Origin of the sequence: Rhodovastum atsumiense (assembly GCF_937425535.1) — a bacterium.
Taxonomy (GTDB): domain Bacteria; phylum Pseudomonadota; class Alphaproteobacteria; order Acetobacterales; family Acetobacteraceae; genus Rhodovastum; species Rhodovastum atsumiense.
In genome coordinates this window covers 6,139,804-6,152,289 of the sequence record NZ_OW485601.1, presented here as the reverse complement: position 1 = coordinate 6,152,289, position 12,486 = coordinate 6,139,804, and the positions used below count along the sequence as shown (strand labels likewise).

Annotated in this window: 12 protein-coding genes; 7 read left to right on the top strand and 5 right to left on the bottom strand. The window is 68.3% G+C overall.

Annotated features, from left to right (window positions below; translation table 11 throughout):
- Window positions 1–191 precede the first annotated feature (191 nt).
- Window positions 192–956: an alpha/beta fold hydrolase gene (locus tag NBY65_RS27705; protein ID WP_150038820.1), complete on the bottom strand. Its 765-nt coding sequence runs from the start codon at window positions 954–956 to the stop codon at window positions 192–194.
- A 44-nt stretch (window positions 957–1,000) separates the two neighbouring features.
- On the opposite strand from NBY65_RS27705, the gene NBY65_RS27700 reads away from it, so the two are divergent.
- The 6 genes from NBY65_RS27700 (at window position 1,001) to pdxY (ending at window position 7,802) form a co-directional block, all read left to right on the top strand.
- Window positions 1,001–2,167 (top strand): glycosyltransferase family 4 protein, encoded by a 1,167-nt coding sequence (locus NBY65_RS27700; RefSeq protein WP_150038819.1) that lies wholly within the window; start codon window positions 1,001–1,003, stop codon window positions 2,165–2,167.
- On the top strand, window positions 2,164–3,081 hold the full coding sequence (locus NBY65_RS27695) for a glycosyltransferase family 9 protein (RefSeq protein ID WP_150038818.1): 918 nt from the start codon (window positions 2,164–2,166) through the stop codon (window positions 3,079–3,081). Before NBY65_RS27700 ends, NBY65_RS27695 begins: the two co-directional genes overlap by 4 nt.
- 149 nt (window positions 3,082–3,230) lie before the next feature.
- The gene (locus NBY65_RS27690; RefSeq protein WP_239002631.1) at window positions 3,231–3,914 is read left to right on the top strand and encodes a class I SAM-dependent methyltransferase; all 684 of its coding nucleotides are present in this window, start codon (window positions 3,231–3,233) and stop codon (window positions 3,912–3,914) included.
- A 114-nt stretch (window positions 3,915–4,028) separates the two neighbouring features.
- Window positions 4,029–5,963, top strand: coding sequence for a threonine--tRNA ligase (thrS, locus tag NBY65_RS27685; RefSeq protein ID WP_150038815.1), 1,935 nt, complete (start codon window positions 4,029–4,031; stop codon window positions 5,961–5,963).
- Between the two features lie 140 nt (window positions 5,964–6,103).
- Window positions 6,104–6,625 carry a translation initiation factor IF-3 gene (gene infC / locus NBY65_RS27680; protein ID WP_150038918.1) on the top strand — a complete coding sequence of 174 codons (522 nt, stop codon included), beginning with the start codon at window positions 6,104–6,106 and terminating at the stop codon, window positions 6,623–6,625.
- 316 nt (window positions 6,626–6,941) lie between these two features.
- Window positions 6,942–7,802: a pyridoxal kinase PdxY gene (gene pdxY / locus NBY65_RS27675; RefSeq protein WP_150038813.1), complete on the top strand. Its 861-nt coding sequence runs from the start codon at window positions 6,942–6,944 to the stop codon at window positions 7,800–7,802.
- 55 nt (window positions 7,803–7,857) lie between these two features.
- On the opposite strand, the gene NBY65_RS27670 is transcribed toward pdxY, so the two are convergent.
- Window positions 7,858–8,379, bottom strand: coding sequence for a hypothetical protein (locus NBY65_RS27670; protein ID WP_203330345.1), 522 nt, complete (start codon window positions 8,377–8,379; stop codon window positions 7,858–7,860).
- A gap of 343 nt (window positions 8,380–8,722) precedes the next feature.
- The gene (locus tag NBY65_RS27665) at window positions 8,723–9,469 is read right to left on the bottom strand and encodes a gamma-glutamylcyclotransferase (protein WP_162530362.1); all 747 of its coding nucleotides are present in this window, start codon (window positions 9,467–9,469) and stop codon (window positions 8,723–8,725) included.
- 181 nt (window positions 9,470–9,650) lie between these two features.
- Between NBY65_RS27665 and NBY65_RS27660 the strand changes: the two genes are divergently transcribed.
- Complete coding sequence (locus NBY65_RS27660) at window positions 9,651–9,968, top strand: hypothetical protein (protein WP_239002630.1); 318 nt, start codon at window positions 9,651–9,653, stop codon at window positions 9,966–9,968.
- Window positions 9,969–10,033: 65 nt separating this feature from the next.
- On the opposite strand, the gene NBY65_RS27655 is transcribed toward NBY65_RS27660, so the two are convergent.
- The gene (locus NBY65_RS27655; protein ID WP_150038808.1) at window positions 10,034–10,468 is read right to left on the bottom strand and encodes a CBS domain-containing protein; all 435 of its coding nucleotides are present in this window, start codon (window positions 10,466–10,468) and stop codon (window positions 10,034–10,036) included.
- Window positions 10,469–10,668: 200 nt separating this feature from the next.
- On the bottom strand, window positions 10,669–12,456 hold the full coding sequence (locus tag NBY65_RS27650) for a glucan ABC transporter ATP-binding protein/ permease (protein WP_150038806.1): 1,788 nt from the start codon (window positions 12,454–12,456) through the stop codon (window positions 10,669–10,671).
- Window positions 12,457–12,486: the final 30 nt, after the last annotated feature.

Here is a 12,486-nt window from a genome sequence, read left to right as displayed (position 1 = left end):
GGGCAGGTTCGTGCTGCCATCAAACGGCCAAGTTCCAGTATAGTAAGCACCACCAACGAGCGCAGCGAGAATCAAAAGGAGGAGCAGCATTTCGGTCTCCTGGGGTGTTGCTGTGTGACGTATTGCGCGCTGAACAATTACGCGCCACGCTATTACGCACGCTGTTCCCCCGGGCTACAGAGGCATTACGATCACAAATCCGTGATGTTGCTTTCGGCCAGCAACGAACCAACCGTCCGGACCAGCAGCCCGAGATCCTGTTCGCGTGAGAGACGGTGATCGCCATCCTTCACCAGCACCACCTGCACGTCCCCTCCGGTGATCCGCCCGGCCAGCCGCAGGGCGGTCTCCCAGGGCACGTCGGCGTCCCGCTGGCCCTGCAGCAGCCGCACCGGGCAGGTGAGGGGGACGGGGGCGCGCAGCAGCAGGTGCCGCCGCCCGTCCTCGATCAATCCGCGGGTGATCAGGGTCGGTGCGCCATACTCGCTCGGCACCTGCAACGCGCCCTCGCGCAGCAGGCGCTCCCGCTCGGGTGGTGCCATGGCCGCCCACATCAGGTCCTCGGTGAAATCGGGGGCGGCGGCAATGCCCACCAGCGCCGCGATTCGCTCCGGCATGGCGAGCGCCGTGAGCAATGCGATCCAGCCCCCCATGGAGGAGCCGACCAGCAGCAGGGGGCCCTCGGTCAGCCGTTCGATCACCAGCCGGGCATCCGCCGTCCAGGTGCCGATGCTGCCGGCAGCGAAGCTGCCGCCCGAGGCGCCGTGCCCGGAATAGTCGAGTCGCAGCAGCGCCCGCCCCTCGGCCGCGCACCATGAGGCCAGCGTGGTCGCCTTCGATCCGGTCATGTCGCTGGCGAAGCCGGGCAGGAACACGACTGTCGGACCCTTGCCCGGCAGCAGCGCGTAGGCCAGTTCCACGCCGTCGCCCCGGTCCAGCCGCCCCGTCCGTTCCATCCGCCCATCCTTTCCTTCACGCGCCTGCGTGATATAGCCGCGCGATGGATCACGGAACCCCACCCGGCCGTCCGCCGGTGGTGCTGCAGGTGGTGCCGTCGCTGGAAAGCGGCGGCGTGGAGCGCGGCACCGTCGAGATCGCCGACGCCATCGTCCGCGCCGGCGGAATATCCCTGGTCGCCAGTGCCGGCGGACGCCTGGTTCCGCTGCTCATCCGTGCCGGCGCCCGGCACATCGACATGCCGCTGGCGACCCGCAACCCCTGGGCGATCTGGCGCAATGCCGGCCGGCTGGCGCGTCTGATCCGCGCCGTGGGAGTCGACATCGTGCATGCGCGCTCGCGCGCGCCCGCCTGGTCCGCCTGGCTGGCGGCGCGGCGCACCGGCGCGCATTTCATCACCACTTACCACGCTCCCTATGGCGAGAAGCCGGCGATCAAGCGCCGCTACAACGCCGTGATGGCCCGCGGTGAGCGGGTCATCGCCATCAGCCACTACGTCGCCAGGCTGGTTGCCGCGCGCCACGGCGTCGATCCCGCCCGCATCCGCGTCATTCCCCGCGGCGTCGATCCCGCCGTCTTCGATCCCGCCGCGGTCAAGGGCGAGCGCATCGCCCGACTCGCCTTGTCGTGGCGGCTGCCCGACGACGGTTCGCCGGTGATCCTGCTGCCGGGCCGGCTGACCCGCTGGAAGGGCCAGGAGGTGCTGATCGCCGCCCTCGCGCGCATGCGCCACCACAATGCCGTGGCGGTGATGGTCGGCGGCGACCAGGGCCGCCGCCAGTACACGGCCGGCCTGCTGCAACTCGCCGACAGCCTGGGCGTGAGCGAGCGCGTCCGCCTGGTCGGCCATGCCGACGACATGGCCGCCGCGCTGATGCTGGGCGACGTGGTGGTCAGTGCTTCCACCGAGCCCGAGGGATTCGGCCGCGTCGTCATCGAGGCGCAGGCGATGGCGCGGCTGGTGGTCGCCTCCGACCATGGCGGCGCCGCCGAGACGGTGGAGGAGGGGGTCTCCGGCTGGCGGGTGCCGCCGGGCGATGCCGAGGCGCTCGCCGCCGCGCTGGACACCGCGCTCGACCTCTCGCCCGAACAGCGGGCGCAGGCGGGCGCCCGCGCGCGCGCCGCGGTGCAGGCCCGCTACACCGTTGCCGACATGCAGCGCGCGACACTGGCGGTCTACCGCGAGGTGCTGGCGATTCCGTCCCGATGAGCCGCATCCTGGTCATCCGGCTCGGGGCGCTCGGCGATTTCGTGCTGTCCTTCGGCCCCTTCGCCGCGATCCGCGCCCGCCACGCGCGCGACGAGATCACCCTGCTCACCACCGCTCCCTTCGCGTCGCTGGCCCGCCGGGCGCCGTGGTTCGACCGGGTGGAGGTGGATGCGCGCCCGTCCTGGTGGAACCTGCCCGGCCTGGCACGGCTGCGCCACCAGCTCGCCGGCTTCGACATGGTCTACGACCTGCAGACCTCCGGCCGTTCGTCCTGGTATTTCCTGCCGGCCGGCCGGCCGTCCTGGTCGGGCATCGCCCGTGGCTGTTCGCATCCGCATGCCAATCCGCGCCGCGATTTCATGCACACGCTGGAGCGCCAGCGCGAGCAGCTCGAAGCCGCCGGGGTCACCGCCTTCCCGCGGCCGGAGCTGGGTTGGCTGACCCGCAAGCCGGCGCTTGATCTGCCGGAGCGTTTCGCCCTGCTGGTGCCCGGTGCCGCGCCCAGCCGCCCGCGCAAGCGCTGGCCCGCGGAGTGCTACGGGGCGGTGGCGGCAGGGGTGGCGGAAGCCGGCCTCGTGCCCGTGGTGGTCGGCACGGCGGCCGAGGCACCGCTGGCCGCGACGATTCGCGCCTCCTGTCCGGCGGCGCTGGACCTGACCGGCGGCACCACCATCGCCGATATCGCCGGCCTCGCCGCGCGGGCCGTGCTGGCGGTGGGCAACGACACCGGGCCGATGCACCTCGCCGCCGCGGTCGGCTGCCGCTGCGTGGTGCTGTTCTCCGCCGACAGCGATCCCGTGCTGACGGCGCCGCGCGGGCCGGACGGCGCGTGGCCGGTGGTGCTGCGGGCGCCGGATCTGGCGGATCTGCCGGCCGGCGAGGTGATCCAGGCGGTGGCCTCGCTGCTGTCCTGAGCGTCAACGCAGGGGCATGGCTACTCACGCAAACATGTCGTCGCGAGGGCAGGACTGTTTTTTTGCCCTGAAGGACAAACATTGATATTTGGTGAATATTATCCTTTTCAGTGATTGGATGCGCCTCCAACGAAGCCTGGATGGAGTTCATGAATTCCTCCCGAATCTGGCTGGAGCGTGAGATGGCTGCTTTCGCCGGTGGGCTTCCTGCTGGCGCCGTCGTGCTGGATGCGGGGGCGGGCGATCAGCCGTACCGGCACCTGTTCGCCCATTGCACCTACGAGTCCGCCGATTTCGAAAAGGTGGACAAGCCCTATGCCCGCAGCACCTATGTCTGCGATCTCGCGCATATTCCCGTCGAGGACGCCCGCTACGATGCCGTCGTTTTCTCGCAGGTGATGGAGCATCTGCCCGATCCGGCAGCGGTGCTGGCCGAACTGGCGCGCGTGCTCAGGCCGGGCGGGCGGCTGTTCTATTCCGGGCCGCTGTTCTACGAAGAGCACGAACAACCGTACGACTACTACAGGTACACCCAGTTCGCCGTCCGCCTGCTGTTGCAGCGCGGTGGGTTCACGGTCGTGCAGTTGCGCTGGCTCGAGGGCTATCTCGGCACCTGTGCCTACCAGCTTGAGCGGATGTCGTCCCATTTGCCGCGCCGGCCGGCGGATTTCGGCGGCGGCCTGACGGGTGTGGCGGCGGCGGTGGCGGCGAGGGCTGCGCGCCCGCTGTGCAAGCTCTGCGCCAAGGTGCTGTACTGGCTGGATGCACGGCATCGCTTCACCCAGGCGGGATATCCGAAGAACTGGCTGGCGCTTGCCGACAAGCCGGCCTGACCAGGGGCGGCGCGCTTCTCCCTTCTGGCAGATCTCCGGCCATCAGGGGTTGCAGTCATGCCCCTGCGACGCCATAGAACCGAATCCCGCAATCGGACCAGGAGAGCCTGTCCCATGCCCGCCATCACTTTGCCCGACGGATCCGTGCGCCGTTTCGACGGGCCGGTCACGGGCACCGAGGTGGCAGCCGCCATCGGTCCGGGGCTGGCCCGTGCGGCGCTGGCCATGAAGATCGACGGCAGGCTGGTCGATCTGGCGACGCCGATCGTGGCGGATGCCGCCCTGGTCTTCGTCACGCGCAAGGATCCCGAGGCGCTGGAGCTGATCCGCCACGACGCCGCCCATGTGCTGGCCGAGGCGGTGCAGGCGCTCTGGCCCGGCACGCAGGTCACGATCGGCCCGGCGATCGAGAACGGCTTCTACTACGACTTCGCCCGCAACGAGCCGTTCACGCCCGAGGATTTTCCGGCGATCGAGGCGAAGATGCGCGAGATCGTCGCCGCCAACGCGCCCTTCGTGCGCCAGGAAGTCGACCGTGACGAAGCCATCCGCTTCTTCACCGACAAGGGCGAGAAGTACAAGGCCGAGCTGATCCGCGACCTGCCCGCCGACCAGACGATCAGTCTCTACCGGCAGGGCGAGTGGCTCGATCTCTGTCGCGGCCCGCACATGCGTTCGACCGGGGATGTCGGCGGCGCCTTCAAGCTGATGAAGGTGGCCGGCGCCTATTGGCGCGGCGATCACCGCAACGCCATGCTCAGCCGCATCTACGGCACCGCCTGGCGCGACCAGAAGGAACTGGATGCCCATCTGCACATGCTGGAGGAGGCGGAGAAGCGCGACCACCGCCGCATCGGCAAGGAGATGGGCCTGTTCCATCTGCAGGAAGAGGCGGTCGGCAGCATCTTCTGGCATCCCAAGGGCTGGAAGCTGTACCGCACGGCCGAGTCCTACATGCGCCGTCGGCTGGATGCCGCCGGCTACCAGGAAGTCCGCACGCCCCAGCTGATCGACCGCGCCCTGTGGGAGGCGTCCGGGCACTGGGAGAAGTTCCGCGACAACATGTTCATCGCCCGCGTCGAGGACGAGGACAAGGTGCTCGCGCTCAAGCCGATGAACTGCCCGGGGCATGTGCAGATCTTCCGCCAGGGCGTGCGCAGCTATCGCGAACTGCCGCTGCGCATGGCCGAATTCGGCGCCTGCCACCGCTACGAGCCCTCGGGCGCGCTGCACGGCATCATGCGGGTGCGCTCGTTCACGCAGGACGACGCGCACATCTTCTGCATGGAGTCGCAGATCGCCGACGAGACGGTGCGCTTCGTCGACCTGCTGTCCTCGGTCTATCGTGACCTCGGCTTCCCGGAATTCCGGGTGAAGTTCTCCGACCGCCCGGCCGTGCGCGCCGGGTCCGACGAAACCTGGGACCGGGCCGAGACGGCGCTGAAGGAGGCCTGCGCCACCGCCGGCGTCGAGTACACGCTGAATCCGGGGGAGGGGGCGTTCTACGGCCCCAAGCTGGAATTCGTGCTGCGCGACGCGATCGGCCGTGACTGGCAGTGCGGCACGCTGCAGGTCGATTTCGTGCTGCCCGAGCGGCTGGATGCGGAATACGTGGCCGAGGACGGCAGCCGCCGCCGCCCGGTGATGCTGCACCGCGCCATCCTCGGCAGCTTCGAGCGCTTCCTCGGCATCCTGATCGAGCAATATGCCGGCCGCTTCCCGCTCTGGCTCGCGCCGGTGCAGGTGGTGGTGGCGCCGATCGTCTCGGATGCCGATGCCTACGCGCAGGAGGTGGCCGAAGCGCTGCGGGCCGCTGGCCTGGCCGCGAAGACCGACCTTTCCAACCAGAAGATCAATGCCAAGGTACGCGAGCACAGCCTGCAGCGCGTGCCGGTGATCGCGGTGGTCGGCCGCCGCGAGGCGGAGGAGCGCACCGTGGCATTGCGCCGCCTGGGCGGCGAGGCGCAGGATGTGGTGCCGCTCGATCAGGCGGTGGCGCGGCTTGCCGCCGAGGCGACTCCGCCCGATCTGCAACGCGCCGGCGGCTGATCCCCGGGGATGCCGGGACCGCTTGATCGACGGGCGCCGTTTGGCGAAACTCCGGCGTGTTGCCCCTGCCGGGTCCGGATCGGACCCGGCTGGACGCATTTTTGAAACTTCCACAGGAGACGACCATAGCCAGAGGACCCCTGCCCGCCCCGCCGACCCGCGACGGGCCCCGCGTGAACGAGGAGATCCGCGTCCCACAGGTTCGCCTGATCGACCAGGACGGCGAGATGCAGGGCGTGATGACTGCGCGCGAAGCGCTGCACCGCGCCTTCGCCGTCGGCCTCGATCTGCTCGAGATCAGTCCGAACGCCGACCCGCCCGTGGTCAAGATTCTTGATTACGGCAAATACAAGTACGAGCAGCAGAAGAAGAAAAACGAAGCCAAGAAGAAACAAAAAGTCATCGAGATCAAAGAGATCAAGGTTCGTCCGAACATCGATGAGAACGACTATCAGGTCAAGCTCAAGGCCATGAAGTCGTTCATCGAGGACGGCGACAAGGTGAAGGTGACGTTGCGCTTCCGCGGCCGCGAGATGGCGCACCAGGACATCGGCATCAAGGTTCTCGAGCGCATCCGTTCCGACATGGATCTGACGACCAAGGTCGAGCAGATGCCGCGCATGGAGAACCGTCAGATGATCATGGTTCTCACCCCGCGCTGAGGTTTCCGCGCAGGGCGGATGCAACGGCCCTGCGGCCGTCGCGCGGCGGCGCGCGAAGGAATGTGCGCAACGGCGCGCATCCGGGCGTCACGCGATGGCATGCATCGAGCTGGTATCCGAAGGCCGGGGGGCAGAGCCCCTGGCCTTCATGGGCCAATTTTCGCGTGCGCCGGCTCTTGGGCCGGCGCAAGCCGCGTGCCGGAGCACCATCGGCCGCGCTGGCGACAGCCCGCCGATACAGGGGGCCGCCAAAACAAAGAGCCTGAGCGCACGGACCGTTTACGGTCAGCCTGAAAGCGCTCTAGACAGCCAGCTCATGAATATTCTCTCAATCCAGTCCTGGGTGGCCTATGGCCACGTCGGCAATGCCTCCGCCACCTTTCCCCTGCAGCGGCTCGGCGCCGAGGTGTGGGCGGTCAACACCGTCCAGTTCTCCAATCACACCGGGTATGGGTCCTGGACCGGCCAGGTCTTCACCGGCGAGCAGATCTCGACGGTGATCGACGGCATCGCCGCCCGCGGCGCCTTGCCGGGCTGCGACGCGGTGCTGTCGGGCTACATGGGGGATGCGGGCATCGGCGCGGCCATCCTCGATGCCGTCGGACGCGTGCGCGCGGCGCATGGCGGGGCTGTCTATTGTTGTGACCCGGTGATCGGCGACGAGGGCCGTGGCGTGTTCGTGCGCCCGGGCATTCCCGAGTTCATGCGCGATCGCGCCATTCCCCAGGCGGATCTCACTACCCCGAACCTGTTCGAGCTGGAGCACCTGACGGGCCAGTCCGCGCGCACGCTGGAAGGGGCGAAGCAGGCGGTGGCCAGCCTGCAAGCGCGCATGCGCGGCGAGGGGCCGCGTGCGGTGCTGGTGACCAGCCTGCGTACCGATGAGACGCCGGCGGATGCGATTGACATGCTCGCGGCCGAGGGCGGGACGTATCACCTGCTGCGCACGCCCCTGCTGCCGCTGTCGATCAATGGTGCCGGGGATGCGCTCGCGGCGCTGTTCCTGTTCCACCGGCTTTCGACCGGCAGCGCCGCCGCGGCGCTCGCGGCGGCGGGGTCGTCGATCCATGGCCTGCTGCGCCGCACCGCCGAGGCGGGATCGCGCGAGATCCTGACCGTGGCGGCCCAGGACGAGTTCGTCCGGCCTTCGGTCAGCTTCGACGCCGTGCCCTGCTGATCGCCAGGACGGCACTGCGGGGCGGCGATCCTGCCGCCCCGCATCGGGCGCCGCTTTAGCTCCAGCCGCCACCCCAGCCGCCACGATGGACGACATCCGCGACCACGCGGTACCGGCCGCCATCGCGGTCGAAGTCGATGTTGAAGTAGCCGCCCCGGTCCTGCCAGGCACTCACCCTGTAGGAACCAAGATAGTCATCCCGTCCCGGGTCGCGTTCGTACAGGCTGAGTGTGCCTGACCGTTCGAACCTCAGCGGCTGGATATAGCCGAGCCAATTGGTGTCGCCGCGGTTGACGTCGTTGCCCGACCAGATCCTCTGCCCGTTCCAGGTCAGATACGGTTCGTCGCCGCCTCTTTCGGTCGGTCGGATGCAGGTGATGGACCGAAGCTTGAGAGCATAGGAGGAGACGGGGGTATGGTCTCCACCGCCGCCCGGACCGCCGCCACCCGGACCACCACCACCCGGACCGCCGCCGCCCGGACCACCACCGCCCGGACCACCGCCGCCCGGACCGCCGCCACCCGGACCACCACCACCCGGACCACCGCCTGGGGGAAGAGTTGTCGTTGTTGCCATTTGTCCCTCCGTTTTTGTGAAACCGGGCATTTTCAGTCGCTACGAAAGCGTATTCTTGCTGTTAATGTCTTCGTGAATTCCTGTACTTGGTCCTGGATGGGTGGAATACGAAGATTTTCCCTGGAATATAGGCTGCATGAATATGCATTCATTATTCTGAAATTTTAGACAGATATGTGTGGTGTCTGATGCCAATACATGCGGGCGGGACGGTTAAAAATACAAGTAGGCTAAAAGGTACCGACGCATCGGAAGGTGAAAGTAGACTGAAAGGTACAAGCCGGCGGCTATGCTGTGCTGCCGGCGCCCTGTTTGCCCCGGACGCTTTCGGCCGAGCGGGACGTCAGTCGGCGTTGTGGTCGCCAGTCTCCGGCGTCCGTGTCCGTGAAGCCGCATCCAGCGCCGCCCGAACCTTGTCCGCGAGCTGCTCGATGAACGGGTCGATGATGCCCAGGTCGCGCAGGCCGTCCTGTGTGTGGAAGAGGTACTCGGCGCAACTGCCGATCGGTCCGCAGGCGGTGGCGATCCGCCGCACCACCTCGGCTTCCGGCAGCTCGCCCGCATAGGCCGGCGACCCGGGGTTCATGGTGAAGGCGATAGCCTGGCCGAATGTCTTGCCGTCGGGCGCTTCCACCGCGATCCAGTGCGGAATGTAGGCGCCCGTCACCATCTCCCGCCGCCACAGCAGATCGAGCTCGTGCAGAAGGTCGTCCTCGGCGACGCGGAACACTGCCCCGGTGCAGGAGCCGCCCGACAACAGGCCCAGCAGCATCGCCGGGTTTTCCGGTGTGCCGCGTCCGCCGCGGGAGGCCAGGCAGAAGGCACGATGCCAGCCGGCGATGGAGGCAACCCGGCGGGCCCGGTAATGAAAGGTCGGATTCCAGATCAGCGAGCCATAGGCGAACACCCACAGGCCGTCGCCATGTTCCGGCCGTGCGTCCAGCACCGCCTGCAACGAGGCAGTCCGTTCCGCATCGGTCAGGATGTGCGTGTTCGGGGAGGTGCGGCGGATCAGCTCGGCGAAGCCCGGGCCGAGCAGGAAGTCGCGGGTCAGGCGGTGGCGCGGTGGATCTGGGGCATCGGCAGGCATGGCCGTGATGCTACCGGGCGGGCGCCCGCAGCTCCAGCCTTCGGCGCGAGGTGTTGCCCGTACACCGTTGCACGATCCCGTTGCCCCAACGAAGCCGCGGCCGCGTTTCGGTGGTGGAACCTCGGCGCGTGGCGGGCGTTCGCGGCGAGACATGCGACAACGGATGAAGAGGACAGACGCAATGAACGTCATGTTGCGCGTCGCCGCGGTCGGGGCTGTGGCCCTGCTGGCGGCATGCGGAACCCAGACGCGCGAACGCACGACCGGCGGCGCGGCGGCGGGTGCCGCCACCGGGGCCGGCGTCGGCGCACTCGGTGGTCCGGTGGGGGCGCTCGTGGGCGCGGGGGTCGGCGCCGGGGCCGGGGCGGTCACGGGGGCGACGACCAACCCCTCCGATGTCAATCTCGGCCGGCCGCCCTGGAGCAATCCGCAGGCCCGCGTCCCGGGACCGGAGGGCGTGGTGGCGCCGGCGACCGGGGAGACGACGAAAAGTTACTGAACTGATCAGGGGATTTGCCGATGCCGTGGCGCAACATCCCGTTGCGCCACGGCATCGGTCGCGGATCAGGCGGCGCCGGCGACGTAGGCACGCAGGGTATCGACCTCGGCCTCCTGCTGCATGATGCGCGCCTTGACCACGTCGCCGATGCTGATCAGGCCGACCATGACATCCCGCTCGATCACCGGAAGGTGACGGAAGCGGCCCGCGGTCATCATCGCCATCGCCTCGCCCACCGTGGTGTGCGGCGTGGCGGTGCGCAGGGCGCGGGTCATCAGTTGGCCCGCCGTCATCTCCAGCGCATGCGCGCCATTGCTTGCCAGGGCCTGGACGATGTCGCGCTCGCTGATGATCCCCAGCAATTGTTCGGCCTGGTCCGTCACCACCACCGCCCCGATGCTGCGGTGGGTGAGCAGGTGGCAGATCTCGGCGATGGTGTCGGTGGGACGGGCGGCAACGATATCGTGGCCCTTGTGCTTGAGGATCGCGGCAACGGTCATAGGGGTGGTCCTCCCAGAATGCGGCGAAGGCGCACCACGGTTCAGGCGGCGACGCTCTGCCTGCACGACCGGTCGGATTTATCTGCTCCCCAGGCGACCCGCCGGTCCAAGAGCTGCATGGTGCCTGAAGGCGGGGCAGCCATGCAAAGGCAACCGGCGGGGCGCGCCATCACGAACCAGCCAACCGAATCAACGATTCTTCACTGGGCTGTGTGAGTGATCGCTGGGGCGGGCGCCAACTGGGTCGCGACCAGCTCGGCGAAGCGTCCCTGTTGCCCGAGCAGATCGTCGAAGCTTCCGCGCTCGACGATGCGGCCGGCCTCGAAGACAAGGATCTCGTCGGCGTCGCGCACGGTGGAAAGACGGTGGGCGATGATGAAGGTCGTGCGCCCGGACATCAGGGTGCGCAGCGCCCGCGACACCCGGGCCTCGGTTGCGGCATCGAGCGCGCTGGTGGCCTCGTCCAGGATCAGCAGCGGCGGATCCTTGAGCAGGGCGCGCGCGATCGACAGGCGCTGCCGCTGGCCACCCGAGAGCGTGGTGCCGCGTTCGCCGATCATGGTGTCGTAGCCTTGCGGCTGGCGGATGATGAACTCATGCGCATCGGCAAGCTGGCAGGCGCGCTCGATCTCCGCCTGGGTGGCGTCGGGCCGGCCGATCAGCAGGTTGTCGCGGATCGAGCGGTTCAGCAGCATGCTTTCCTGGAACACCACGCCGATGTTGCGGCGCACAGATTCCAACGTGACGTCCCGCAGGTCCTGGCCGTCGATCAGCACGCGCCCCCCGGTCGGATCCCACAGGCGCTGCAGCAGGTTCATGACGGTGGACTTGCCGGCCCCGGTCTGCCCGACCAGCGCCACCGCCATGCCGGGCCGTGCCCGGAAGGACACGCCCGAGAGGATCGGCGGGCCACCCGGATAGGCAAAGGAGACATCCTCGAACGCCACTTCGCCCATCGTGCCGTCGGCGGCGGGCTGCAGCGGCTTCGCGTTGGGACGTTCCGGCACCGAGGACTTCGTGTCCAGGATGGCAAAGAATTCGGCGAGGTTGGGCACTTCGAAGAACAGGCGCGAGAAGAAGCTCATGGCGGCATCGAGGCGCCCGATCAGCATGGTGGCGATGCCCATGAAGCTGACGATCTCGCCCACGCTCGCCTGCCCGCGCACATGCAGAACGGTGCCAAGGACAACGATGCTGAGCACCGCGATGGTGCTGGCGGCGCGGGTCATGACATTCAGTACCGCCCACCAGTTGAGCACGGGGAACTGATGCGCGATGACCTGGGTAACAATGTCACCGAACAGGCGTGCCTCGGCGGCGAGCCGGGTATAGGCCTGCATCAGCACCACATTGGCCAGCGCGTCCTGCGCGGTCGCGGAAAGCTGGATCTGGTAGCGCTGGGCGCGCAACTGGCCGGCCTCGGTGCGGCGGATGACCAGGATGGTCATCACGCAGTACAGCGCCACCAGCACCACCAACGCCAGCGCAAGCCGCCAGTTCAGCAGCAAGGTCAGCGGCAGCAGCACCAGCACGGCCACGAAGGTCGAGAGATTCTCGCGAAAGAAGGTCAGGCACACCCAGAAGATCGCATCCGCGCCGGACAGCATCACCTTCATCATGCGGCCGGAATGCGCCTCGCCATGGAACGCGAGCGGCAGGCCGAGCACGTGGCCGTAGAAACGGCTCATGGCGGCGAGGCGGTTGCGGTGCGCGAGTCGCTCGGAATAAAGCGCCGCCCCCATGTTGGCGAGGATGCCGCCGAGCCCGACCGCGGTCCACAGGCCGAGCAGCGTGGTGGCCTCGTGCCAGAGCCGGTCCGGCGCCATGCGGTCGGAACCGGCGAGCATCTGGACGACGGAGCCGAACAACACCGGCTCGAGAAACTGCAGCCCGGCCACCACCACGTTGGCGATGCCGAGCATCAGCGCCAGGCGCTGGTCCCGCCCGAGCAAAGCCAGCACGCGGGCGTAAAGTCTGACAATGCGCATGCATCCTCCCAGTGAGTCGCGGCGGAGGAT

Coding starts and splice junctions, on each gene's coding strand:
- NBY65_RS27705 (WP_150038820.1), bottom strand. CDS start 956: ATGGAACGGACGGGGCGGCTGGACCGGGGCGACGGCGTGGAACTGGCC.
- NBY65_RS27700 (WP_150038819.1), top strand. CDS start 1,001: ATGGATCACGGAACCCCACCCGGCCGTCCGCCGGTGGTGCTGCAGGTG.
- NBY65_RS27695 (WP_150038818.1), top strand. CDS start 2,164: ATGAGCCGCATCCTGGTCATCCGGCTCGGGGCGCTCGGCGATTTCGTG.
- NBY65_RS27690 (WP_239002631.1), top strand. CDS start 3,231: ATGAATTCCTCCCGAATCTGGCTGGAGCGTGAGATGGCTGCTTTCGCC.
- thrS (WP_150038815.1), top strand. CDS start 4,029: ATGCCCGCCATCACTTTGCCCGACGGATCCGTGCGCCGTTTCGACGGG.
- pdxY (WP_150038813.1), top strand. CDS start 6,942: ATGAATATTCTCTCAATCCAGTCCTGGGTGGCCTATGGCCACGTCGGC.
- NBY65_RS27670 (WP_203330345.1), bottom strand. CDS start 8,379: ATGGCAACAACGACAACTCTTCCCCCAGGCGGTGGTCCGGGTGGTGGT.
- NBY65_RS27665 (WP_162530362.1), bottom strand. CDS start 9,469: ATGCCTGCCGATGCCCCAGATCCACCGCGCCACCGCCTGACCCGCGAC.
- NBY65_RS27660 (WP_239002630.1), top strand. CDS start 9,651: ATGAACGTCATGTTGCGCGTCGCCGCGGTCGGGGCTGTGGCCCTGCTG.
- NBY65_RS27655 (WP_150038808.1), bottom strand. CDS start 10,468: ATGACCGTTGCCGCGATCCTCAAGCACAAGGGCCACGATATCGTTGCC.
- NBY65_RS27650 (WP_150038806.1), bottom strand. CDS start 12,456: ATGCGCATTGTCAGACTTTACGCCCGCGTGCTGGCTTTGCTCGGGCGG.